At 72.1% G+C, this 22064-nt stretch carries 21 protein-coding genes and 1 pseudogene; 18 read left to right on the top strand and 4 right to left on the bottom strand.

Annotated features, from left to right (window positions below):
• Positions 1–36: 36 nt before the first annotated feature.
• The 12 genes from DLJ49_RS00110 to DLJ49_RS00055 all read left to right on the top strand — a co-directional run bounded on the left by DLJ49_RS00110 (position 37) and on the right by DLJ49_RS00055 (position 12208).
• Positions 37–711 carry a rhomboid family intramembrane serine protease gene (locus tag DLJ49_RS00110; protein WP_233488566.1) on the top strand — a complete coding sequence of 225 codons (675 nt, stop codon included), beginning with the start codon at positions 37–39 and terminating at the stop codon, positions 709–711.
• Entirely contained in the window at positions 708–1475 is a 768-nt protein-coding gene (locus DLJ49_RS00105; protein ID WP_115391480.1) for a metallophosphoesterase, read from the top strand. Before DLJ49_RS00110 ends, DLJ49_RS00105 begins: the two co-directional genes overlap by 4 nt.
• Before the next feature lie 148 nt (positions 1476–1623).
• A complete protein-coding gene (locus DLJ49_RS00100; RefSeq protein WP_115391479.1) occupies positions 1624–3054 on the top strand; it encodes a mannose-1-phosphate guanylyltransferase/mannose-6-phosphate isomerase in 1431 nt (476 codons plus the stop codon).
• Between the two features lie 119 nt (positions 3055–3173).
• Positions 3174–3515 (top strand): DUF2853 family protein, encoded by a 342-nt coding sequence (locus DLJ49_RS00095; protein ID WP_115391478.1) that lies wholly within the window; start codon positions 3174–3176, stop codon positions 3513–3515.
• 330 nt (positions 3516–3845) lie between these two features.
• The gene (locus tag DLJ49_RS00090) at positions 3846–4994 is read left to right on the top strand and encodes a LacI family DNA-binding transcriptional regulator (protein WP_115391477.1); all 1149 of its coding nucleotides are present in this window, start codon (positions 3846–3848) and stop codon (positions 4992–4994) included.
• A complete protein-coding gene (locus DLJ49_RS00085; protein WP_199533250.1) occupies positions 4991–6346 on the top strand; it encodes an ABC transporter substrate-binding protein in 1356 nt (451 codons plus the stop codon). Before DLJ49_RS00090 ends, DLJ49_RS00085 begins: the two co-directional genes overlap by 4 nt.
• A 58-nt stretch (positions 6347–6404) precedes the next feature.
• A complete protein-coding gene (locus DLJ49_RS00080) occupies positions 6405–7712 on the top strand; it encodes a sugar ABC transporter permease (RefSeq protein ID WP_115391476.1) in 1308 nt (435 codons plus the stop codon).
• Positions 7713–7815: 103 nt separating this feature from the next.
• Complete coding sequence (locus tag DLJ49_RS00075) at positions 7816–9018, top strand: carbohydrate ABC transporter permease (RefSeq protein ID WP_115391475.1); 1203 nt, start codon at positions 7816–7818, stop codon at positions 9016–9018.
• A 25-nt stretch (positions 9019–9043) separates the two neighbouring features.
• Complete coding sequence (locus DLJ49_RS00070; RefSeq protein ID WP_199533248.1) at positions 9044–10315, top strand: MGH1-like glycoside hydrolase domain-containing protein; 1272 nt, start codon at positions 9044–9046, stop codon at positions 10313–10315.
• A 2-nt stretch (positions 10316–10317) separates the two neighbouring features.
• On the top strand, positions 10318–11361 hold the full coding sequence (locus DLJ49_RS00065) for an ABC transporter ATP-binding protein (RefSeq protein ID WP_115391764.1): 1044 nt from the start codon (positions 10318–10320) through the stop codon (positions 11359–11361).
• 440 nt (positions 11362–11801) lie between these two features.
• Positions 11802–12020: a hypothetical protein gene (locus DLJ49_RS22000; RefSeq protein WP_199533246.1), complete on the top strand. Its 219-nt coding sequence runs from the start codon at positions 11802–11804 to the stop codon at positions 12018–12020.
• Positions 12017–12208, top strand: a complete 192-nt coding sequence (locus DLJ49_RS00055) for a hypothetical protein (RefSeq protein WP_115391474.1) — start codon at positions 12017–12019, stop codon at positions 12206–12208. The genes DLJ49_RS22000 and DLJ49_RS00055 overlap by 4 nt, the downstream gene beginning before the upstream one ends.
• A gap of 112 nt (positions 12209–12320) precedes the next feature.
• Here DLJ49_RS00055 and DLJ49_RS00050 read toward each other — a convergent pair whose 3' ends face one another.
• A complete protein-coding gene (locus DLJ49_RS00050; protein WP_115391473.1) occupies positions 12321–14678 on the bottom strand; it encodes a Tex family protein in 2358 nt (785 codons plus the stop codon).
• 266 nt (positions 14679–14944) lie between these two features.
• Between DLJ49_RS00050 and DLJ49_RS00045 the strand changes: the two genes are divergently transcribed.
• Genes DLJ49_RS00045 through DLJ49_RS00020 form a run of 6 tightly spaced genes read left to right on the top strand, consistent with a single transcriptional unit; the run spans position 14945 to position 20104 of the window.
• Positions 14945–15427 carry a hypothetical protein gene (locus tag DLJ49_RS00045; RefSeq protein WP_115391472.1) on the top strand — a complete coding sequence of 161 codons (483 nt, stop codon included), beginning with the start codon at positions 14945–14947 and terminating at the stop codon, positions 15425–15427.
• Positions 15428–15462: 35 nt separating this feature from the next.
• Positions 15463–15771 carry a hypothetical protein gene (locus DLJ49_RS00040; RefSeq protein WP_147277243.1) on the top strand — a complete coding sequence of 103 codons (309 nt, stop codon included), beginning with the start codon at positions 15463–15465 and terminating at the stop codon, positions 15769–15771.
• A gap of 57 nt (positions 15772–15828) precedes the next feature.
• Positions 15829–16956: an MlaE family lipid ABC transporter permease subunit gene (locus DLJ49_RS00035; RefSeq protein WP_115391470.1), complete on the top strand. Its 1128-nt coding sequence runs from the start codon at positions 15829–15831 to the stop codon at positions 16954–16956.
• A gap of 38 nt (positions 16957–16994) precedes the next feature.
• On the top strand, positions 16995–17744 hold the full coding sequence (locus DLJ49_RS00030; protein ID WP_115391763.1) for an ABC transporter ATP-binding protein: 750 nt from the start codon (positions 16995–16997) through the stop codon (positions 17742–17744).
• Positions 17745–17753: 9 nt separating this feature from the next.
• A complete protein-coding gene (locus DLJ49_RS00025; protein WP_115391469.1) occupies positions 17754–19490 on the top strand; it encodes an MlaD family protein in 1737 nt (578 codons plus the stop codon).
• An 8-nt stretch (positions 19491–19498) separates the two neighbouring features.
• Complete coding sequence (locus DLJ49_RS00020) at positions 19499–20104, top strand: ABC-type transport auxiliary lipoprotein family protein (protein WP_158547349.1); 606 nt, start codon at positions 19499–19501, stop codon at positions 20102–20104.
• 208 nt (positions 20105–20312) lie between these two features.
• On the opposite strand, the gene DLJ49_RS00015 is transcribed toward DLJ49_RS00020, so the two are convergent.
• From DLJ49_RS00015 to DLJ49_RS22265, 3 genes and pseudogenes are all read right to left on the bottom strand, one after another.
• Positions 20313–21383, bottom strand: a complete 1071-nt coding sequence (locus DLJ49_RS00015) for a 5-(carboxyamino)imidazole ribonucleotide synthase (RefSeq protein ID WP_115391467.1) — start codon at positions 21381–21383, stop codon at positions 20313–20315.
• Positions 21376–21861 (bottom strand): 5-(carboxyamino)imidazole ribonucleotide mutase, encoded by a 486-nt coding sequence (gene purE / locus DLJ49_RS00010; protein ID WP_115391466.1) that lies wholly within the window; start codon positions 21859–21861, stop codon positions 21376–21378. Before purE ends, DLJ49_RS00015 begins: the two co-directional genes overlap by 8 nt.
• Before the next feature lie 76 nt (positions 21862–21937).
• A pseudogene (locus DLJ49_RS22265) lies at positions 21938–22064 on the bottom strand (IS5/IS1182 family transposase); the annotation flags it as partial.

Genomic DNA, 22064 nt, shown 5'->3' with positions numbered 1-22064 from the left:
CTTGCCGCCGGCGCCGCCTGCCCCCAATGATCTCCCATGACGTGGCGCGCATCCCTCATGATCGACCGCGGCGGCCCGGCCGGGCACGGGCCTGACAGGGCCGGCCTGGCGATCCTCGCCGGCCTGACCGTGATATGCGTCGGCGTCGAGCTGGCGCTCGTGGCAGGCGACGAGGGGCTGCTCGGCAGGCCCCGCCTGCGCGGCTGGGCCTACGAGCATGGCGCCTTCTGGCCGGGGCTCCTGCGCGACTGGCAGGCGAATTACCCCGGGCAGACCGAGGCGATGTTCCTGACCTACGCCTTCCTGCACGGCGGGCTGGGGCACCTCGCGCTCAACATGGTCACGCTCTGGTCGCTCGGCCTCGCCACGCTGGAGCGCGTGGGCCCTTGGCGCTTCTCGGCCATCTATCTCGGCGCGGCGGTCGGGGGCGCCGGCGTGTTCGGCCTTCTGGCGCAGTCGGGGCAGCCGATGGTCGGCGCCTCGGGCGCCCTGTTCGGCCTCGCGGGCGCCCTGCTCGCGTGGATGTGGGAAGACCAGCCCACGCTCCGCGACGCCCTTCGCTTCGCCGGGCGCGCGGTTCTGCTGCTGCTGGCGGTCAACGTGGCGCTGCACGTGCTGCTCGCGGGACAACTTGCCTGGCAGACCCACCTCGGCGGCTTCCTCGCGGGCTGGGTGCTGGGCATCGCGCTCGATCAGGGGCCGGCGCGATGATCCTGCGCCGGCTCCTGTCACGGCGCGCGGCGCCCCCGCCCCGGCCGCCCCGCCCCGCGCGACCGACCTACGCGGTGGGCGACCTGCACGGCCGGCTCGACCTGCTCGAGGCGATGCTCGAGGCGGTGGCCGACGATGCCGGCGGGGCGCCCCACGACCTCGTCTTTCTCGGCGACTACATCGACCGCGGCCCCGACAGCGCCGCCCTGCTCGACCGATTGAAGGCGGTCGACGAGGCCGCGGCGCATGTCACGTGCCTCGCGGGAAACCACGACCGGATGCTGCTTGCCTTCCTCGACGACCCCGAGGCCGCGGCGCACTGGCTCGCGGTCGGCGGGCAGGAGACGGTCTACAGCTATGGCCTCCTCCCCGGCCGGGCCGCGTCAGATGCAGGGGAGGCCGCGCACCTCGCCGCGCGCCTCGCCGGGGCGCTGGGCGACGACCTCCGGGCGTGGCTCGCCGGGCGGCCGCTCTGGTGGCGCTCGGGCGACCTTGTGGCGGTGCATGCGCTGACCGATCCGGAAAAGCCGATGGAGGCGCAGGACCCCGAAACGCTGACCTGGGCGCGGCCCGGGCGCAGCCCGGTCGCCCGGACCGACGGGGCCTGGGTGGTGCACGGACACACCATCGTGCCCGAGCCGCGGGTGCGCGCCGGGCATGTCGCCGTCGACACGGGCGCGTGGCGGTCGGGGCGGCTGACGGCGGCGGTGTTCACGCCCGATGGCGCCCCGCCGCGATTCCTGCAGACCGGAGCGGATGAGTGAGCACCGGGCGAACGCGGCCGGCGGGGCCGAAAGGGGCCGCCGCTGCAACGGACAGCGCCCTACCGCCCACGCCGGCAGCCCTGCAGGGTGACAGCGCAGCCGGGTCGTGGCATTGGCAGCCGGAAGCGGCACGGCGAAGGAAGGCCACATGATCCACCCCGTCATTCTCTGCGGCGGCTCAGGCACGCGGCTCTGGCCTGCCTCGCGCAAGGCGTTCCCGAAGCAGTTCGCGCCGCTTCTCGGGCAGGAGAGCCTCTACCAGTCGACGCTCCGCCGCCTCGCCGGGCCCGACTTCACCCGCCCTGTCGCCATCACCAACGTCGATTTCCGCTTTCTCGCCGCGCAGCAGGCGGCCGGGATCGGCCAGACCGACGCCCGCGTCGTGGTCGAGCCGGTGGGCCGCGACACGGCGCCCGCCATCCTCGCCGCCGCGCTGATGATCGCCCGCGAGGCCGAGGAAGGCGAGGACGCGCTGATGCTCGTCGCCCCCTCCGACCACGTCATCGGCGCGCCCGAGCGTTTCGCCGCGGCGGTCGCGGCCGGGGCCGAGGCCGCGCGCGAGGGTGTCCTCGTTACCTTCGGCATCGCGCCCGACCGGCCCGAGACGGGCTACGGCTATCTCGAACTTTCGGCCGCGCCCGCGGGCTGCACGCCCATTCCGCTCAAGAGCTTCCGCGAAAAGCCCGATGCCGAGACGGCAGGCCGTTTCCTCGCCGCTGGCACCTATCTCTGGAACGCGGGCATCTTCCTGTTCCGGGTGCGGGACCTTCTCGCAGCCTTCGACGCGCACGCGCCCGACCTCGTGGCGCCGGTGCGCGCGGCCGTCGAGAGCGGCGAGGACGACCTGTCGATCTTCCGTCTCGCCGAGGAGCCGTTCCGGCAGGCGCGCGCCATCTCCATCGACTTCGCCATCATGGAGAAGGCCGAGCGCGTCGCAGCCGTTCCGCTCGACTGCCCCTGGTCCGATCTCGGGGCGTGGGACGCGCTCTGGCAGGCCGCGGAGCCGGAGGCCGACGGCGACGGCAACGTGACCCTCGGCCCGGCGACCGCACTCGGCTGCACCGGGTCCTACCTGCGCTCGGAAGAGCCGGGCATGCACCTTGTCGGCCTTGGCCTGCAGGATGTGGTTGCCGTGGCGATGCGCGACGCGGTGCTGGTGGCCGACCGTCACCGCGCGCAGGAGGTCAAGCAGGTCGTCTCGGCCCTGCGCGACGCGCAGGTGCGGCAGGCCGACGACTATCCCCGCTTTCACCGACCGTGGGGGTGGTACGAGACGCTGTGCATCGACGCCCGCTTTCAGGTGAAGCGGATCATGGTGCGTCCGGGCGGCGTGCTGTCGCTGCAATCGCACATGCACCGCTCCGAGCACTGGGTGGTGGTCGCGGGCACCGCCGAGGTCACGATCGGCGACGAGACCCGCCTGCTGAGCGAGAACCAGTCGGTCTACATCCCGCTCGGCATGGTGCACCGCATGGCCAACCCCGGGCGCCTGCCGATGTATCTCATCGAGGTGCAGACCGGCTCCTACCTCGGCGAGGACGACATCGTGCGCTACGAAGACGTCTACGGCCGCGGCTGAGCCCGCGCCCCGCCCACGCCGAATTCCGCCGGAGGATTGCATTAACGCTTGAGCGAGCGATTCGTGGCGGTCATTCTTGCCCCTGCGGCAAGGCTGCCGGTCAAGGGAGATCAGAGACAATGAGCCAGCGCGACGAATTGATCGAGAAGTACGCGGGCGACCTGCGCACGAAATGCGGGGTCGAGCCCGACATGGACCTGCTGACCAAGGTGGTCATCGGTCTCGGCCCCTCGATCTACAACGCCGATTCCGAGACGGTGGCGGCCACGCAGCCGGGCGAGATCGAGACGGTGCGCAAGAACTTCCTGATCGGCAAGCTCGGCCTGCCCGACGGCCCCGAGCTCGACGCCGCCATCGACACGGTGATTGAACTCTACGGCAAATCGGAGCGCAACAAGTATCGCGCGGTGGTCTATTATCTGTTGACGACGCATTTCGGCAAGCAAGGCGTATACGCCTGACAGCCCGCACGACGGGGCGCGCCGAACATACTGGAATCGCGTCAAATTCGACGCAGCGCAGCTTTGCAATCTCCGGGAGAGTGCAGTACCTCTGACAGGACCCGATCAGTATGGTGGGCCTTTCAGAGTGCGTTCGGTGCGAGGACGCGTGGGAGAAGGGTCGACCGCGAGGTCGGCCCTTCACCTTTTTCTGCCGTCTCTCTGCCCGTGCGCCGCTGGCCCGGTGCCCTTCGGGAACCGTGCTGCTGTCTCGCCGCGAGGCTAATCCCACATTTGCCCCTTGCCGAAACCGGTTTCGGTGCGAACAGTCGCAGTCAGGGAGGAAGACGGATGCTCACCGACGCGCCGCCGAACGGCGTGCGGAGCGGGCAGCCCGCCGCCGGCGCACGGCGCGCGACGATCACCGACGTCGCCGAGGCGCTGGGGGTATCCAAGGGCACCGTGTCGCGCGCGCTGAACGGCTACCCCGACATCTCGGACCGCACGCGGCAGCGTGTCCGCCAGGCGGCCGAGCGGATGGGCTACCTCCCCTCGGCGCAGGCCAAGGCGATCCGCACCGGGCGTGTGGGCGCCATAGGTCTGGTCCTGCAGGTGGGCGAGCCCGACGAGCAGCGCCCCTTCCTCGCCGATTTCCTTGCGGGGCTGACCACCGCGGCGAGCGCCGAGAACTGCTCGCTCACCATCGCCACGGCGCAGGACGACGGCGAAACCCGCGCGGTGCTCACCCGGCTGATCGCCGAGCGGAAGGCCGACGGATTCATCCTGCCGCGCACCCGGCTCTCCGACCCGCGAATCGACCTGCTGCGCGCCGCCGGCGTGCCCTTCGTGCTGTTCGGGCGCACCGGCGACCCGACCGGCTGCGCCTGGTTCGACCTGCTCGGCGAGGCCGCGATGGACGAGGCGGTGCGCCGCCTGCATGCCCACGGCCACCAGCGGATCGGCTATCTCGGCGGCGGCGCGGGGCTGGCCTACAACGCGCTGCGCCTCGAGGGTTACCGCCGCGCGCTGGCCACGCTCGGGCTGCCATGCGACCCCGCGCTCGAGACCCACGGCGCCACCACGATGGAAACGGGGGCCGCCGGCACCGCGCGCCTGCTCGCAGGGGCCGAGCCGCCCACCGCGCTCGTCTGCGCCACCGACATGGGCGCGCTCGGCGCCCACCGGGCCGCACGCGAGGCCGGCCTGATGGTGGGCCGCGACCTGTCGCTGATCGGCTATGACGGGGTGCCCGAGGGCGCGTGGGTCGCGCCACCGCTCACCACCTTCGAGGTCGACAACCGCGCCGCAGGGGCACGCCTCGCCGCGCTGCTGATCCGTCGCATCCGGGGCGAGCCGCCCGAGGCCCTGCGCGAGACCGCCCGCGCCCGGCTCTGCCCCCGCGGCTCGGACGGGCCGCCGGCCCTGAGCTCCGCGGCGCTCGCCCGGCGAGTCGCCGCCACCACATCAAGACATCACGACACCAAGGGAGGACGACCATGAACGCATCCAGACCGACCCTCGCGCGCCTGATGGGCGGCGCGGCCATGGCGCTGGCGCTGAGCGCCGGCTCCGCCGCCGCCGACATCCGCTTCTGGACGACCGAGGAACAGCCCGAGCGGCTGGCCAAGCAGGAAGAGATGGCCGCCGTCTTCGAGGAGCAGACCGGCATCGCCGTCGAGGTGATCCCGGTGACCGAGAGCGATCTCGGCACGCGCGCCACCGCCGCCTTCGCTGCGGGCGACCTGCCCGACGTGATCTACCACACGCTGCAATACGCCCTGCCCTGGGCCGAGGCGGGTATCCTCGATACCGAGGCCGCGACCGACGTGATCGAGGATCTGGGCGCCGGCACCTTCGCATCCGGCGCGCTCGAGATGGCCGCGGTCGAGGGCGGCTACGCCTCGGTGCCCGTCGACGGCTGGACGCAGATGATCGTCTATCGCAAGGACCTGTTCGACGAGGCGGGCCTCGAGCCGCCGAACAGCTACGCCAACGTGCTCGCCGCCGTCGAGGCCCTGCACAACCCGCCCGAGATGTACGGCTTCGTGGCCGCTACCAAGGTCGACGAGAATTTCATGTCCCAGGTGCTCGAGCACGTCTTCCTCGCCAACGGCGTCTCGCCGGTCGACGAGAACGGCTTCGCACCCCTCGACGAGGCCGCGACGACCGAGGTGCTCGAGTTCTACAAGGCGATCGCAGAGGCTTCGCCGCCGGGCGAGCTCTACTGGGACCAGTCGCGCACGCTCTACTTCGCAGGCGACGCGGCGATGATCATCTGGTCGCCCTTCATCCTCGACGAGCTCGCCGGCCTGCGCGACAGCGCGCCCCCCACGATCAACGACGACCCGACCTCGCCCGAGCTGGCCTCGCGCACGGGCATCGTCACCAACTTCGCGGGCCCGTCGAACGAGGGTGGCGCGGCCTGGGCCGACATCCGCTATTTCGGGATCACGGCCGATGCCGACACGGATGCCGCGATGGACTTCGTGAAGTTCTCGATGGACGAGGGCTATACCCAGACGCTTTCGATCGCGCCCGAGGGCAAGTTCCCCGTGCGGAAGGGCACGCCCGACGACCCCGACAGGTTCGAGCAGGCCTGGGCGACGCTGCCCGTGGGCGTCGACCGCAAGGCGCCGCTGGGCGATCTCTACGAGGCGTCGATGATCGAGGAAATCGTCGGCGGCCTCGACGTGGCGCAGCGCTGGGGCGTGGCCGAGGGGCAGCTGGCGCTGGCCTCGAAGATGATCAACAGCCAGGCGATCAACCGCATCGTGCGGCAGTACATCGACGGCCAGATCGACGCCCGGGCCGCCGTGGCGGCGATGAACGAGGAGCTGGGCGCCATCGAGTGACGCCGCGTGGGGCGCGGCGGCGCAGCCCGCCGCGCCCCGTCCGGCCGGAGGGCGGGCCATGACCGACACGATCCCCGACGGCGACGCGCCACCGAGCGGGGCCGACCGCTACGCGGCCGCCGTCGCCGCACCCGTGCCGCCCGCGGGCACCGGCCCGCTCGCGCGGCGCGAGGCGCGACTGGCCTGGGGGATGCTGTTTCCCACGCTGTTCATCGTGGCGATGGTGGTGGTGCTGCCGCTGCTCGCCGTGTTCTGGATCTCGTTCAAGCCGGTGGGCCTGGCCGACCTGCGCCCGCCCGAGGTGGTGATGCGCGAGGATCTGCGCGGCCGGCCCGAGGCGCCGGGCGACGCGGCCGAGATCCGCTATCGCCTGCGCAACTCGAGCCAGGATGCCGAGATCCGCGGCGTCATGCTAACCGACACGCTGCCCCCCGGGCTGGAGGTCGCCGGCCCCGTGCCCGAGCCCTGCACCCTGGAGGGCGTGCGCCTCACCTGCGACTTCGGCACCGTCGAGGGCGGCTGGCGCGCGACGGTCGAGATCCCAGTGACCGTGGGCGCGGCCTATCTCGACGGCGGCGACGTCGCGGCGAGCGCACCGCGCCTGACGGGCACCGCCGACAACGTGCTGACCAATCTCGACTTCACGCTCGACAACTTCGCCCGCGTCTTCGACGGCGGCGAATTCTGGCGGACGCTCGGCATCACGCTGTTCTACACCTTCTTCGGCACGATCGGCGCCATCGTGCTCGGCCTCTTCGCCGCGCTGCTGCTCGACCGCGACGTGCGGGGGCAGGGCCTGCTGCGGGGGCTCTTCCTGTTTCCCTACGTGGCGCCGATCATCGCGGTGGCCTTCACCTGGGTGATCCTGTTCGACCCCTTCTCGGGCTCGGTCAACGCGCTGCTGATCCAGATGGGCGTGACGGCCGAGGCGATCAACTTCTTCGGTCAGCGCCCCTTCGCGCTGATCATGGTCACCGTCTTCGCGATGTGGAGCTACTTTCCGCTCTGCTTCCTGTTCATCCTAGCCCGGATGCAGTCGTTGCCCGACGACATCTACGAGGCCGCCGACATGGACGGCGCCTCGCCCTTCCAGAAATTCTGGTATCTGTCGCTGCCGCAGCTGATGGGCATCCTGACGGTTCTGTTCCTGCTGCGCTTCATCTGGACCTTCAACAAGTTCGACGACATCTTCCTGCTGACGGGCGGCAACGCGGGCACCCGCACGCTGACCGTCAACGTCTACGAGCAGGCCTTCGCGGTGTCGAACATCGGCGCCGGGGCGGCCGTGGCGGTGGTGATCTTCCTGTGCCTGCTGCTCTTCTCGGTTCTGTTCTTCCGCTACATCAGCCGGGAGGAAGGGCTGTGAGCGCCCGCCCGGCGGCTCCGACGGCGGGGGCGCCGCCCCCGTCGCCGCGTACCGCGGCGACTCCCCCGGGATATTTGGAGCAAGAAGAAGACGGGGGCGCGGCATGGGCCTGATCCGTCGGGGATACGTGGCCGCGCCGGGCATCGGGGTGGTCTGGACATGGGTCATCGCGCTGACCGTCGCGGTGACGCTCGCCTTCGCCACGGGAGGCGCCTTCCGCCCCTCGGGCCTGTGGTCGCTGGCCTGGGGCGCGGCGCTGGGCGCGGCCGCCCTTCACGGGCGCGGGCCGGCCGCCGTGGCCGCCGCGCTGATGGCGGGCGCCGGCATCGCCGGGCTCGGGCCGCTGCAGACGGGCGCGGCCGCGCCGTGGGCGGCTTTCGCGGGCCATGCCGCCACCGCCGGCGTCGCCCTCGCCGGCACGCTGCGCATGACGCGGGGCCTCGCCCCCGGCGCGCTGACACGGCACGAGGTCGAGGCCGCGCTCATCCGCCTGCTGACCGGCGTCGGCACGATCTTCTTCGTCGCGATCGTGCTGATCCCCTTCTACGTCATGGTGATGACCAGCCTGAAGAACCAGGCGGAGCTGCTGGCCAACCCCCTCGACTTCTCGATCGACATCTCGCGGGGCTGGGCGCTGTTCCGCGCCTATGGGGAGCTGTTCCGCGACTTCAACTTCGGCACCTACCTCTGGACGTCGACCTACGTCTCGCTCCTGACGGTGATCCTGACGCTGCTGTTCTCGATCCCCGGCGCCTACGCGGTGGCGCGGCTGCGGTTCAGGGGGCGCGCGGCGTTCTCGCGCTCGATCCTGCTGATCTACATGGTGCCGATGATCGTGCTGGCGCTGCCGATCTACATCGCCTTCTCGATGACGGGGCTGCGCAACACGATCCTCGGGCTGGTGATGATCTACCCGGTCACGACCATCCCGGTCGCGCTCTACATGCTGCAGGGCTATTTCCGGGGCCTGCCGGCCGAGGTCGAGGAGGCCGGCCTGATGGACGGGCTGAGCCGCCTGCAGGTGATCTGGAAGATCACGCTGCCCCTGTCGCTGCCCGCGCTCGCCTCCGTCTCGCTCTACGTGTTCATGATCGCGTGGAACGAGTTCCTGCTCGCCTTCATGCTGCTCGACGATCCCTCGATCTTCACTCTCACGCGGGGCGTCGCCGCGCTCGACAGCTCCGAGGTGCCCCGGCAGAACCTGATGGCGGGCGCGGTCGTCGCCACCGTGCCCATCATGGTCGTCTTCCTCGCGCTCGAGCGGTTCATGACGAAGGGCCTGACGGCGGGGAGCGTGAAGGGATGAGGCCCCCCGACAGACGGAACCGACCATGACCGAATGCGACCTGAACGACGTGCAGGCGCTCGACGCGCGCGCCCGCGAGATCCTGCTCCTGAACGACCGGGGCGGCTACACCGTGCCGACCGACGGCCTCTATCCCTACCAGTGGAACTGGGATTCGATGGTCGCGGCCTGGGGCTTCGCCGCGTTCGATCTCGACCGCGCCTGGCAGGAGGTGGAGCGGCTGTTCTCGGGCCAGTGGCCGAACGGGATGGTGCCGCACATCCTGTTCCACAGGCCCGACCCCGGCTATTTTCCCGGGCCGGACGTGTGGGGGACGGCGGGGCGCGGCCCCCTGCCCTCGTCCGGCATCACCCAGCCGCCGGTCGCCGCGAGCTTCGTGCGGCGCTTGTGGGAGAAGGACCGCGGGCGCCCCGAGGCAGAGGCGCTCTTCGAGCCGCTGCTCGCGTGGCACCGCTGGTTCATGGAGTGGCGCTGCGAGGGCGGCGCGATCTTCGTCACCCATCCCTGGGAGGCGGGCCGCGACAACGCCCCCGACTGGGACGGGGCGATGGCCGCCATCGAGCCCGCGGGCGTGCAGCCCTACACCCGCCGCGACACCGCCCATGTCGATGCCTCGATGCGGCCCACCAGGGCCGATTACGACCGCTACATCTGGCTGGTCGAGCGGGGACGGCGGCTGGGCTGGGACGAGGCCGCCATGGCGGAGGGCGCGCCCTTTCGCGTGGCCGATCCCGGCATGACCTTCATCCTGATGGGCGCCTGCCGCGACCTCGCGGCCCTCGGCCGGGGCCTGGGGCGCGACGTGGCCGAGATCGGGGAGTGGATCGGCACGCTGGAGCGCGGCGCCGAAAGCCTGTGGAACCCCGCCATCGGTGCCTATGACGGGCGCGACCTCGGCACCGGCGCCTTCGCCGGCGCGCTGACCAACGCCTCGTATCTCTGCTGGCTGGGCGGCGTCGACGACGAGCGGATGCTGGCCAAGTTCGACGGGATGCTCGGCCGCGTGCCCTACCCTGTGGCCAGCCTCGACCCCGCGGATCCAAGGTTCGACGCGCGCCGCTACTGGCGGGGGCCGACCTGGGCGATCATGAACGCGCTGATCGGGCTGGGGCTGGCCGAAATGGGCCATGCCGCGCAGGCGCAGGCGCTTCGCCGCCGCACCGCGCAACTGATCGCCGAGCACGCCTTCGCGGAGTATTTCGACCCTCTGACGGGCGCGCCCGCCGGCGGCGGCACCTTTACCTGGACGGCGGCGGTCTGGCTCGCATGGGCCTCGCCCCGCGCGAGGGGGGCGTGAGCATGGGGGCGATCCGGCTCGAGGGCGTCGAGAAGTGGTTCGGCGACGTGCAGGTGATCAAGGGCGTCGACCTCGAGATCGGCGACGGCGAATTCGTCATCTTCGTCGGCCCCTCGGGCTGCGGGAAATCGACCCTGCTGCGCATGATCGGCGGGCTCGAGGAGATCAGCCGCGGCCGGCTGACCATCGACGGCCGCGACGTGACAGCCGACCCGCCGTCGAAGCGCGGGTTGACGATGGTGTTCCAGTCCTACGCGCTCTACCCGCACATGAGCGTGCGCGAGAACATGGGCTTCGCGCTCAAGACCGCCGGGCGGCCCAGGGCCGAGATCGACGAGAAGGTCCTCGAGGCCGCGCGCATCCTCAAGCTGGGCGACTATCTCGACCGGCGGCCAAAGGCGCTGTCGGGCGGGCAGCGGCAGCGGGTGGCGATCGGCCGCTCGATCGTGCGCGACCCGACCGCCTTCCTCTTCGACGAGCCGCTGTCGAACCTCGACGCGGCCCTGCGCGTCGAGATGCGCTACGAGATCGCCAAGCTGCACCAGTCGCTGACCCGGACGATGATCTACGTCACCCACGACCAGGTCGAGGCGATGACGCTGGCCGACCGCATCGTGGTCCTCGACTTCGGCCGGATTGCGCAGGTCGGCAGCCCGCGCGAGCTGTACGACCGGCCGGCCAATCTCTTCGTCGCGCAGTTCATCGGATCGCCCCGGATGAACGTGATGCCCTGCCGCACAGAGGGAGGCCGCTACCTGCTCGAGGGCGGGCGCGGCGGCGCCTTCGACCGCCCCGGCGCGGCGGCGCATGTGGGCGTGCGGCCCGAGCATGTGCGCCTCGTGGCCGAGGGTGAGGGCGCCTGCGACGGCGAGGTCGATCTTGTAGAATTCCTCGGCGCCGACACGTTCGTCATCGTGGAGGCAGGGCCACTCGGCCGGATCACCGCGCGCCTCGGGGGCGGCACCGACCTGCGGCCGGGGGTGCGCGTCGGCCTCGCGTTCGACGGGCCGGTGCATTTCTTCGACGCGGACGGCCTGCGTGTCTGACGTCCGGGCCTTGCCGGGCAAGCCGGCGCGCCTTGGCAAATCGCATCGTCTGCCACGGCAGCGAGCGGGAGCAGAATGGCGACGCGACACGAAACAGATGTCGGGATCGCGGCCGTGATGATCGACATCGACGACAGCGCGGCCGATGCCGCGCCAGGCTCGCAGGGCGATGCGCCTGTCGCTGTTGCAGACGCAGCGCCGGATGCCCCTGGGGCCGCCTGCGCTCTCGGCGCCGCGCGGGCCCTGCGCGACATCGAAGGCCGTGCATGGCAATCGCACCGGGGCGGTCCGCTGCAGGTCGCTGCCGCGAGGAAGCCTGGCCGCGCTTCTGCCTTGCCCTCGAGGTGCCGGCGCACTTCACTGCCGACGCGCGCAGCACGCTCTGCTAGGATCACCCGGCGGGCACGGTTGCCGAAAGGGAGGCCGAGATCGACCGGTTGATGGCGGGCACCGGCCCGAAGACGATACTCCTGGCCGACACCGGCCGCGTGTCCGGGGGCGGCGACCCCGCGGTGGCGGGCGCGCGGCAGATGGCGCGCGCCGGGCGCATCCACGCCGTGCCGCGCCTTGGCGTGGCCGCCCTGCGGCCCGCGCTCCGGTTGGCCGCCGCCTTTGCCCGCGCGCGCGCCGGTCGGGCAGCGCGGCGGGTGCTCCGATGAAGCTGCTCGACCCGTCTCACCCGTTCTTCCGGCCCAAGTGGCGGCGCGTCGCGCTTGTCGTGGTCAGTTTCGGCTGGGCGGGGGTGGAAGCGAGCCTCGGCAATTCCGGCTGGGCCATCATTTTTGCCGCGATCGGCGGCTACCTCGCCTGGATGCTGCTCATTACCTACAGGGACGACGAGACCTGAGCCGGCCCGCGCGCAAGCGCGCGGACACGGACTGCCATGTGGCCGCCGCACGTGCGAATCGGCCGGGGCCGCGCGACGCGGGCCGGGGCCGCCGACGAGACGATCGCTGCCGTCAGTCCTTTCCCTTGAGGGCGTCACGCAGGGCGGCGCCGAACGCACCTTGCGCCTCCTCTGCCGCGCGTGGCGTGCCTCCGCCCTTGCCTGGCCCACCCCGGCCCGGCCCTGCCTTGCCGCGGCCCTTGTCGCGCGCCCCATCGCGTGTCTCGCCGCGGCCGCCATCGCGCTTTCGCGCGCCGGCCTCGGCCTGGCTCCGCATGGACAGGCCGATGCGCTTGCGGGCGATGTCGATCTCGAGCACGCGCACCTTCACCACGTCGCCCGCCTTCACCACCTCGTGCGGGTCCTTCACGAACCGGTCGGCGAGCTGGCTGACATGCACCAGCCCGTCCTGGTGCACGCCGATATCGACGAAGGCGCCGAAGGCCGCGACGTTGGTCACCGTGCCTTCGAGCAGCATCCCCGGCTTCAGGTCGCCGATCTCTTCCACGCCGTCGGCAAAGGCAGCGGTCTTGAAGCTGGGGCGCGGGTCGCGGCCCGGCTTTTCCAGCTCGGCGAGGATGTCGCGCACGGTGGGCAGACCGAACTTGTCGTCGACGAAGTCCCCCGCGCGCAGCCCCCGCAGCGCCGCGCCGTCGCCCATGATCTCGCGCAGGTCGCGCCCGCAGGCGGCCACGATCCGCCGGGCGAGGCCGTAGGCCTCGGGGTGGACGGCGGAGGCGTCGAGCGGCTCGTCTCCGCCGGTGATCCGCAGGAAGCCCGCCGCCTGCTCGAAGGCCTTGGGCCCGAGGCCCGCGACCTTGAGCAGGGCCTTGCGCGTGGGGAAGGCGCCGTGCGCGTCGCGGTGGGCGACAACCGCCTCGGCCAGCCGCGGCGACAGGCCGGCGACGTGCGAGAGCAGCGCGGCCGACGCGGTGTTGAGATCGACGCCGACGGCGTTCACCGCATCCTCGACCACGGCCTCGAGCGCCTGCGCCAGACGCCGCTGGTCGACGTCGTGCTGATACTGTCCGACGCCGATCGACTGCGGCTCGATCTTGACCAGCTCCGCCAGCGGATCCTGCAGGCGGCGGGCGATCGAGACGGCGCCGCGCAGCGACACGTCGAGATCGGGAAACTCGCGCGCCGCGAGTTCGGAGGCGGAATAGACCGACGCGCCCGCCTCGGAGACGATCACCTTGACGGGCCGCGACATGCCCTCGGGCAACAGCCGCAGCGTGTCGGCGACGAAACGCTCGGTCTCGCGGCTGGCGGTGCCGTTGCCGATGGCGATCAGTTCCACCCCGTGCCGGCGCACCATGTCGAGCACCGCGGCCTCGGCGCCGCGCACGTCCTGCCGCGGCTTGAAGGGGTAGAGCGTGGCGGTTTCGATCACCTTGCCGGTGGCGTCGACCACCGCCGCCTTGACCCCGGTGCGGATGCCGGGGTCGAGGCCGAGCGTGGGGCGCGGGCCGGCCGGCGCGGCGAGCAGCAGATCCTTGAGGTTCCGGGCGAAGACGGCGATGGCCTCTTCGTGGGCGCGGCGGCGCATCTCGCCCATGAGATCCATGTACATGGCAAGCGACAGCTTCACCCGCCAGGTCCAGGCGGCGGCCTCGCGCAGCCAGCGGTCGCCGGGCGCGTCGCCCCCGGTACCGATCTCGGCCGCGATCATGCCCACCGCGCGCGCCGTTCCAGCCTCGTCGGGCGGCACGATGCCCACCGTCACCACCTCTTCCTTCGAGGCGCGCAGGATGGCGAGCGCCCGGTGCGAAGGAATCGTCGCCCATGCCTCGCGGTGGTCGAAATAGTCGGAGAACTTGGCGCCGGCCTCCTCCTTGCCGGGCACGACGGTCGCCGTGACAACCGCCTCGGCCTGCATGAAGGCGCGCAGCCGCCCCAGCAGCCCCGCATTCTCGGCCAGTTCCTCGGCGAGGATGTCGCGCGCGCCGGTCAGCGCCTCCTTCGCCGTGGGCACGGCCTCCGACACATACCCCTCGGCCAGTGCCGCGGGCTCGGCCGCCCGATCGGCTTGGATGGCGCGCAGCAGCGGCTCGAGCCCGTTCTCGCGGGCGATCATCGCCTTGGTGCGGCGCTTGGGCTTGTAAGGCAGGTAGATGTCTTCGAGCGCCGCCTTCGTCTCGGCCCCGGCGATGGCACGGGAGAGCTCGTCGGTCAGCTTTCCCTGCTCGCGGATCGAGGAAAGGATCGTCTCGCGCCGCGCCTCCATCTCCCGCAGGTAGGCCAGACGGTCGGCCAGCACGCGAAGCTGCGTGTCGTCGAGACCGCCGGTCGCCTCCTTGCGATAGCGCGCGACGAAGGGCACCGTCGCACCCTCGTCGAGCAGCGCGACGGCAGCCGCGACCTGCGCGGGCGCCGCCGCGATCTCTGCGGCAATGGTGCGGGCGATGTTGGTCTCTGCGGTGCTCGTCATGCGGCCTCCGGAACGCGGGTCGAGCGACCGCAATAATCCGAGCCTGCCGCGCCGCCAAGCCGTGCCCGGACGTCACGTCAGCCCCATGCGGATGGCGCAGCACGCGACGTGACGCCAGAGGCGCAAAACGGCCAGCGCAGACTGTCGATCGACCCGTGCAGCGGGCGCGTCACCCCGGCCGCCCCGACGCCGGCCCGGAGGGCACCGGACAGCGCGACCGGGGCGCCCACGTTTGCCATTTCAGCCAATTGTAATACGTTTGCGACATGCAGCAGACGCTCGACGACCTTCTGGCGGGCGACGATCCTGCCGAACTCGGTCGCGCCGAGGCAGCTCTCGCGGGCTGCGACGGGCGCGACAGCGACCTCGACGCGGCGCTCACTGCGCTGATCTGGCGCCGGCGGGCGCAAGGGCCCCGGGGCATCGTGGAGACGTTGATACGCCCCGATTGCGTGGAACGGCTCGACCGCATCGCCACCGATCTCGAGCGGGTGGGCGCCCGCGACGCCGCCACGGCCTTCCGCCGGCTGCGCCGGGCCTGTCCGCTCGCCGACGCGCAACTCGGCCCGGGCGTGATCGACTGGCTCGACACCGAGTTCGACTTTGCCCGCACCGCTCGCCGCATCGAGACCGATCTCGACGACATCGCGCCCGATGTCTGGGCGTTCCTGCGGCGGCGGCGGTCGGCCTGCGCCGGCGTTCCCCTGCCCCCCGAGCGCCGGGGCCTTCTGGCGCGGCTGTTCGGATGAGCCGCGCCCGGGCATGCGCCGGGCACGTCGCGGCGATGCTCGGACTCGCGGCGCTCGCCGCCGGGCCTGCCGGGGCGAGCTATAGCGACGCGGAGCTGTGCAGCCCCGGCTTCGCGCTGGAGCGTCTGGCACGCAGCGACATGAAGACGCTCATCGACACGGCCGATGCGACGGCAACCGGCGGTGACATCCTTGCCCGGGTCTACGAGCGATGGGGCGTGCTGGGGCACTATCTCAAGGCGCGCGACGCCGTGGCCGACAGCACGGAGGGCGTCGGTGCCGCCGACATCGACGCTGCCGTGCGCGACGCGCTGCGCCGGGCCTGCGACGACGCCTCGGGCTAGCCCCTCCGCCGGCGGAGGCGCTTTCCCTCCTGCCCGCGGGCGGCGTAGAACGGCGCAATGAGCAAGGCACAGGCGGCGGGGCGGATCGAGACCGGGGCGGGGGAGCAGAGCCTCAGCCTTTCGGGCGAGGTCGGCCTTGCCGACCTTCCCGAGATCGAGAGCCGGCTGTCGGGATGGCACGCCAGGGCGCCTGCCGAGATCGACCTCTCGGGCGCCGGGCGCATCGACACCAGCGTGGCCTGGGCGCTGCTCTCCACCGCCGACCGGATGGAGGACGGCGGCGGGCAGCTTGCCATCGTCGGCGCCAACGACTCGGTCGCGCGCATCCTCGAGACCGTCCGGCAGGCGATGCCCGTACCGGCGACCGAGGCGCCGGGCCGGCGTGGTTTCGCGGCCTGGCTGGAGCGGGTGGGGCGCGAGGTGGTCGATACGGCGCAGGCGGCGGCCGCCTTCACCGGCGTGCTCGGCCTCTTCGTCGCGCGGCTGGCGCGGTGCGTGATCCGCCCGCGCGAACTGCGGCTCACCGCCCTTGTCCACCATTGCCAGGACGCGGGCGTGCGGGCGGTGCCCATCGTGGCGCTCATGGCCTTCCTGATCGGCATCGTCCTCGCCTTCCAGGGGGCGGCGCAGCTCAGGCCCTTCGGGGCCGAGGTCTTCGTGGTCGAACTGATCTCGATCTCGATCCTGCGCGAACTGGGCATCCTGCTGACCGCGATCATCGTGGCGGGGCGGACGGCCTCGTCCTATACTGCCGCCATCGGCTCGATGAAGATGCGCCAGGAGATCGACGCGATGCGCACGCTGGGCATCGACCCCGGGCAGGCGCTGATCGTGCCGCGCATCCTGGCTCTCGTGCTCATGCTGCCGATCCTCGGCCTTGTCGCCAACCTGGCGGGCCTCTTCGGCGGCGGCCTGATGGCGTGGCTCGAGCTCGGCATCTCGCCGGCGATGTTCGTCACCCGGCTGGCCGAGGGCACGGACGTGTCGAACCTGACCGTCGGCATGATCAAGGCACCCGTCTTCGCCGTGCTGATCGGGGTGATCGGCTGCGAGGCGGGGCTGCGGGTGGGCGACACGGCCGAATCGCTGGGGCGGATGACCTCGGCCGCGGTGGTGGCGGCGATCTTTGCCGTCATCGTCGCCGACGCGCTGTTCTCGATCTTCTTCGAACAGGTCGGGATGTGAGCGGGGCGGAGACGGTGATCGAGGTGCGCGACCTGCGCATGCAGTTCGGCCGGCACGTGGTGCATGACGGGCTCGACCTCGACGTGCGGCGCGGCGAGATCCTGGGCGTGGTCGGCGGCTCGGGCACCGGCAAGTCGGTTCTGCTGCGCGCCATCGCGGGGCTGGAGCGCCCCGCCGCCGGCCGAATCACGCTCCTGGGCACCGATGTGCTGGCCGGCGACGAGGCCGCGCGCGAGGCGCTGTCGCACCGGATCGGGGTGATGTTCCAGGACGGGGCGCTGTTCTCCTCGCTCACGGTGGTCGAGAACGTCGAGGTGCCGCTGCGCTCGGTCGCGGGCCTCTCGGCCGAGACGCGGCACGGCCTCGCGCGGTTCCGCATCGCGCTGTCGGGCCTGCCCTGGAATGCAGGCGACAAGTACCCTGCCGAGCTGTCGGGCGGCATGCGCAAGCGGGCGGGGCTGGCGCGCGCTCTGGCCCACGACCCCGAGATCGTGTTCCTCGACGAGCCGACCGCGGGCCTCGACCCGATCGGGGCTGCGGCTTTCGACGCGTTGATCCGCGACCTGTCGCATTCGCTGGGGCTGACGGTGTTCCTCGTCACGCACGACCTCGACACGCTCTATGCCGCCTGCGACCGGGTGGCGGTGCTGGCCGAAAAGCGTGTGCTCGCGGCCGGCACCCTCGACGACATGCTGGAGGTCGACCATCCGTGGGTTCAGGAGTATTTTCGCGGCCCGCGCGCCCGCGCCGCGCGCAAGGAGGATGCGCCGCGGACGGGGATGAGGTAGGCGAGGCCGATGGAAACCCGCGCCAACTACCTGCTGATCGGGGCGTTCACGCTCGCCGGCTTCCTCGGAATGCTCGGCTTTTTCCTCTGGTTCGCGCGCGTCGAGCTCGACCGGCAGTTCGACTATTACGACGTGCTGTTCACCTCGGTTTCGGGCCTGTCCAACGCCTCGGAGGTGCGCTTCGCTGGGCTGCCCGTGGGGCAGGTCGTCGAGGTGGCGCTCGATGAGGAACAGACGGGGCTGGTGCGCGTGCGGATCGAGATACAGGCCGGAACGCCGGTCCGCACGTCGAGCGTGGCAACAGTGGAGAGCCTCGGGGTGACCGGCGTCTCGCACGTGGCGATCTCGGCGGGCAATCCGCGCGATCCGCTGCTCGCGGAGGTTTCCGAAGACCCGATCCCCGACATCCCCTCGTCCCGCTCGCCGCTGCAGACGCTCACCGAGGACGCCCCGCTGATCTTCGAGGAGGTGCTCGACATCACGCGCAGCATTTCCGACCTGCTGGGCCCCGAAACGCAGGACCAGGTGAGCGCCATCCTCGAGAACGTGGCCTCCTCGTCGGCCAATTTCGACCGCGCGCTCGAAGACTTCTCGTCCGTCACGCAGACGGTCGCCGAGGCCACGGACGATATCGCGCGCTTCACCGAGGGGCTCGACGCCCTGTCGGCGCGCACGACCGCCACGCTGGAATCGGCCGACGCGACCATGGCGCAGGTGCGCGAGCTCGCCGCGCGCACCGAGCAGACGCTGGCCGCCGGCGAGTCGGCTCTGGCCAGCGCCGAGGCAACGTTCGACGCGGCGGAGGGCTTCGTCACGCAGGATCTGCCGCGCCTGTCCACCTCTGCCGAGGAGACGATGGCCGCGCTGCGGGCCGAGGCCGAGGCGGTGGCGGCCGAGGCGCGCACCGCGCTCGACGAGGTGCGGAGCGCGGGCACGCTCGCCTCCGAGCGCCTGCGCGAGGCCGAGGCCACCATCGCCGCCGCCGACGACGCCCTCGCCGCCTCGACGGAGGCCGCCGCCTCTGTCGAGGCGGCGGCGGTGAGCGTCGAGACGCTGGTGAGCGGGGCGGGCACCGAGGCGGTGGCCGAGGCCCGCGACCTGATCGCCGACGCCGACGCGGTCGCCGAAGCGGCCCTCGCCGTGGCCGAGACCGAGCTGCCCGCCATCCTCGACGACGTGCGGCAGGCCACCGCCACCGCCGCCGAGGCCGTCGAGAGCGTCAGCGCCGACCTGTCGTCTGCCGCGAGCCGGGCCGAGGCGATCTCGTCCGACGTGTCGGAGACGCTCGCCACCGTGGCCGACACGTTCGAGCGGGCCAACGGCACGCTCGCCCGGCTCGACTCCGCGCTCGAGACCGGCGAGGCGGCGCTGACCACGGCCGAGGGCGCCTTTGCATCTGCCGACCGGGTGCTGAACGAGGAGGTGGGCGCGCTCGCGGGCGATCTGCGCGCCACGCTCGCCAGCCTCGACGACGCCATCGCCAGCGTGACCGAGGATGCGCCCGTCATCGCCGAGGAGCTGCGCGCGGCGGCAGAAAGCGCGAGCTCGGCCTTCGGCCGGCTGGAGCGGGCGGCGGGCGAGGTCGCGCCGCCGCTCGGCGCCTTCGCCTCCGAGGGCCTGCCGCAATACACCCGCCTCGCCCGGGAGGCGCGCGAACTGGTCGACCGCCTCGACGACCTCGTGCGCCAGATCGAGCGCGACCCCGCCCGCTTCCTCGGCCGCGGCGAGCCGGCCTTCAGACGATGAGACGCGCCATGATCCGCCTGTTGCCTCTTCTGGCCCCCCTTGCCCTGTCGGGCTGCGCCGCCCTCGCCGCGCTCGACCGCGCGTCCGCCCCGCAGGACGTGCACGAATTGCGCGCTCCGGCCGAGGTGCCCACGGGGCGCGCCACCGGCCTCGAACTCACGGTCGAGCCGTTCGCGACGGGGGGCGCCATCGACACCGAAAGCATTCTCGTGCGCCCCGGGCCGACGCAGGTCGCCTACCTGCCCGAGGCGCGGTGGAGCGCGCCAGCCCCCGAGATGCTGCGCACCGCGACGGTCGAGACCGCGCTGCGCACCGGCGCGTTCGCGCATGTCGGACGCGCGCCGCTGGCGGCGACGGGCGACCTCGCGCTCGTGGCGACGCTGCTCGATTTCGGGGCGGTGGTGGCGCCGGGGGGCGAGGCCGCAACGGTGGAGGTGACGCTGGTCGCCCGGCTCGTGCGCGAGCGCGACGCCGCCGTGATCGCGAGCCGCACCTTCCGCCAAGCGGTGCCGGTGCCCGACACCTCGGCTGAGGCGATCCTCGATGGCTACTCCACCGCCTCCGACGCGGTGCTGGGCGAACTCGCCGGCTGGCTGCTGGATCGGGCGCGCTGACCGGGGGCGCTGACCACGGGCACTGACCGGGGGCGGCTGGCCGCCTCGTCGCCTCGTGCAGAGCGCCGGCGGCCGCGCTCTTTCGGTCGGGGCCGTTCCCCGCCCGGTGGGCGCGACGGCCAGCCGACGCCCGGCGCGAGCGCCTGTCACGCGCCGCCGATCCTCGCCCCGTTGCCCGCCCTGCGCAGGCATCGGGCGGTGGCGCGGGCTAGGCGCGAGGCATGATGCGGTTGACGTGCCCCATCTTGCGGCCCGGCCGCGCTTCGGCCTTGCCGTAGAGGTGAAGCGCCGTGCCCGGCTCGGCGGCGAGCGCCGGCACGCGGAACACGTCGTCGCCGATCAGGTTCTCCATCGTCACGTCGGCATGCCGCCGTCCATCGCCGAGCGGCCAGCCCGCTATGGCCCGGATGTGCTGCTCGAACTGGTCGACCGCGCAGCCGTTCTGCGTCCAGTGACCCGAGTTGTGAACTCGCGGCGCGATCTCGTTGACCACGAGGCCGGCGGGCGTGACGAACAGCTCGACGCCCATCACGCCGACGTAGTCGAGCGCAGTGGCGATCCGTCCCGCCAGCAGCACCGCATCGGTGCGCCGCGCGGTCGTGAGGCGGGCGGGCACGGTCGTGCGGCGCAGGATTCCGCCCTCGTGCACGTTCTCGCCCGGGTCGTAGGCCGCGACCTCGCCTGAAAGGCCCCGCGCCACGATGACCGACACCTCGGCGGAGAACGGCACGACCCCTTCGAGGATCGCCGGCGCCCCCTCGATCGCGGCGAGCGCCGCGGTCGCGTCGTCGGCGCGGTCGATGCGCGCCTGCCCCTTGCCGTCATAGCCCAGCCGGCGCGTCTTGAGGATGGCGGGTGTCCCGATCCGCTCCAGGGCGGCGTCGAGCGAGGCGGCGTCATCGACAGGGGCATACGGCGCGACGGTGAGGCCGAGACCGGCGAGAAAGGTCTTTTCGTCCAGCCGGTCCTGCGCGGTGGCGAGGGCGCGGCGGCCGGGGCGCAGGGGCACCCGCGCCTCGAGCGCGTCGAGCGCGGCTGCGGGCACGTTCTCGAACTCGTAGGTCGCGACGTCGATCGCGCCGGCGAAGGCGGCGAGCGCCGAATCGTCCTCGTAGGGTGCGCGGGTGACCACATGGGCCACGTCGGCGGCGGGCGCGGCACCCGGCTCGTAGACGTGGCAGCGGTAGCCAAGGCGCGCGGCCGCGACCGAGAGCATCCGTCCAAGCTGCCCGCCGCCGAGGATGCCGATCATGCTGCCCGGGGCAAGCGGCTCACTCATCGACGGGCTCCTCGGGGATCGAGTCGGTCAGCGCCGCGCGCCACGCCTCGATCCGCCCGGCGAGCGCCGGGTCGGACAGCGCCACGATCTGTGCCGCCATCAGCCCGGCATTCACCGCGCCGGCGGCGCCGATCGCCATGGTCGCGACGGGGTAGCCGCGGGGCATCTGCACGATGGACAGCAGGGAATCGAGCCCGCCCAGCGCCCTGGTCTGGACCGGCACGCCGATCACCGGCACCCGTGTCTTCGAGGCGACCATGCCCGGCAGGTGGGCCGCGCCGCCCGCCCCGGCGACGATGGCCATCAGCCCGCGCCCGGCCGCTTGGTCTCCGTAGCGCCAGAGCCGGTCAGGGGTGCGGTGGGCCGAGACGATCCGCGCCTCGTGCGGCACGTCGAGCTCGGCGAGGATGTCGGCCGCGCCGCGCAGGGTGGGCCAGTCGGACTGGCTGCCCATGATGATTCCGACCTTCGGCGCCATGGCCCCTCCCCCGGTGGAGCGCGCACCTTACCCGCGCAGCCCACAGGCACAAGGGCGGGGCCGGGGCCGGCACGGCCTAGGATGCGGACTCATAATGCCTGGCCCAGAGCCTGGAGCAGGCAATCAGGACCGCGGCGAGGTAGTTGGTGGCCGACTTCTCGTAGCGGGTCGCGATCTTTCGGAAATGCTTGAGCTTGTTGAAG

The organism is Rhodovulum sp. 12E13 (genome assembly GCF_003340565.1).
Lineage (GTDB): Bacteria > Pseudomonadota > Alphaproteobacteria > Rhodobacterales > Rhodobacteraceae > HLUCCA09.
Note: the sequence above shows the minus strand (reverse complement) of the source record. Positions and strands in the feature narration are given on the sequence as shown.

What these genes read in the sequence shown, in the direction of transcription:
- DLJ49_RS00110 (WP_233488566.1), top strand. Translation starts at nt 37, where the DNA reads ATGACGTGGCGCGCATCCCTCATGATCGACCGCGGCGGCCCGGCCGGG.
- DLJ49_RS00105 (WP_115391480.1), top strand. Translation starts at nt 708, where the DNA reads ATGATCCTGCGCCGGCTCCTGTCACGGCGCGCGGCGCCCCCGCCCCGG.
- DLJ49_RS00100 (WP_115391479.1), top strand. Translation starts at nt 1,624, where the DNA reads ATGATCCACCCCGTCATTCTCTGCGGCGGCTCAGGCACGCGGCTCTGG.
- DLJ49_RS00095 (WP_115391478.1), top strand. Translation starts at nt 3,174, where the DNA reads ATGAGCCAGCGCGACGAATTGATCGAGAAGTACGCGGGCGACCTGCGC.
- DLJ49_RS00090 (WP_115391477.1), top strand. Translation starts at nt 3,846, where the DNA reads ATGCTCACCGACGCGCCGCCGAACGGCGTGCGGAGCGGGCAGCCCGCC.
- DLJ49_RS00085 (WP_199533250.1), top strand. Translation starts at nt 4,991, where the DNA reads ATGAACGCATCCAGACCGACCCTCGCGCGCCTGATGGGCGGCGCGGCC.
- DLJ49_RS00080 (WP_115391476.1), top strand. Translation starts at nt 6,405, where the DNA reads ATGACCGACACGATCCCCGACGGCGACGCGCCACCGAGCGGGGCCGAC.
- DLJ49_RS00075 (WP_115391475.1), top strand. Translation starts at nt 7,816, where the DNA reads ATGGGCCTGATCCGTCGGGGATACGTGGCCGCGCCGGGCATCGGGGTG.
- DLJ49_RS00070 (WP_199533248.1), top strand. Translation starts at nt 9,044, where the DNA reads ATGACCGAATGCGACCTGAACGACGTGCAGGCGCTCGACGCGCGCGCC.
- DLJ49_RS00065 (WP_115391764.1), top strand. Translation starts at nt 10,318, where the DNA reads ATGGGGGCGATCCGGCTCGAGGGCGTCGAGAAGTGGTTCGGCGACGTG.
- DLJ49_RS22000 (WP_199533246.1), top strand. Translation starts at nt 11,802, where the DNA reads ATGGCGGGCACCGGCCCGAAGACGATACTCCTGGCCGACACCGGCCGC.
- DLJ49_RS00055 (WP_115391474.1), top strand. Translation starts at nt 12,017, where the DNA reads ATGAAGCTGCTCGACCCGTCTCACCCGTTCTTCCGGCCCAAGTGGCGG.
- DLJ49_RS00050 (WP_115391473.1), bottom strand. Translation starts at nt 14,678, where the DNA reads ATGACGAGCACCGCAGAGACCAACATCGCCCGCACCATTGCCGCAGAG.
- DLJ49_RS00045 (WP_115391472.1), top strand. Translation starts at nt 14,945, where the DNA reads ATGCAGCAGACGCTCGACGACCTTCTGGCGGGCGACGATCCTGCCGAA.
- DLJ49_RS00040 (WP_147277243.1), top strand. Translation starts at nt 15,463, where the DNA reads ATGCTCGGACTCGCGGCGCTCGCCGCCGGGCCTGCCGGGGCGAGCTAT.
- DLJ49_RS00035 (WP_115391470.1), top strand. Translation starts at nt 15,829, where the DNA reads ATGAGCAAGGCACAGGCGGCGGGGCGGATCGAGACCGGGGCGGGGGAG.
- DLJ49_RS00030 (WP_115391763.1), top strand. Translation starts at nt 16,995, where the DNA reads ATGCAGTTCGGCCGGCACGTGGTGCATGACGGGCTCGACCTCGACGTG.
- DLJ49_RS00025 (WP_115391469.1), top strand. Translation starts at nt 17,754, where the DNA reads ATGGAAACCCGCGCCAACTACCTGCTGATCGGGGCGTTCACGCTCGCC.
- DLJ49_RS00020 (WP_158547349.1), top strand. Translation starts at nt 19,499, where the DNA reads ATGATCCGCCTGTTGCCTCTTCTGGCCCCCCTTGCCCTGTCGGGCTGC.
- DLJ49_RS00015 (WP_115391467.1), bottom strand. Translation starts at nt 21,383, where the DNA reads ATGAGTGAGCCGCTTGCCCCGGGCAGCATGATCGGCATCCTCGGCGGC.
- purE (WP_115391466.1), bottom strand. Translation starts at nt 21,861, where the DNA reads ATGGCGCCGAAGGTCGGAATCATCATGGGCAGCCAGTCCGACTGGCCC.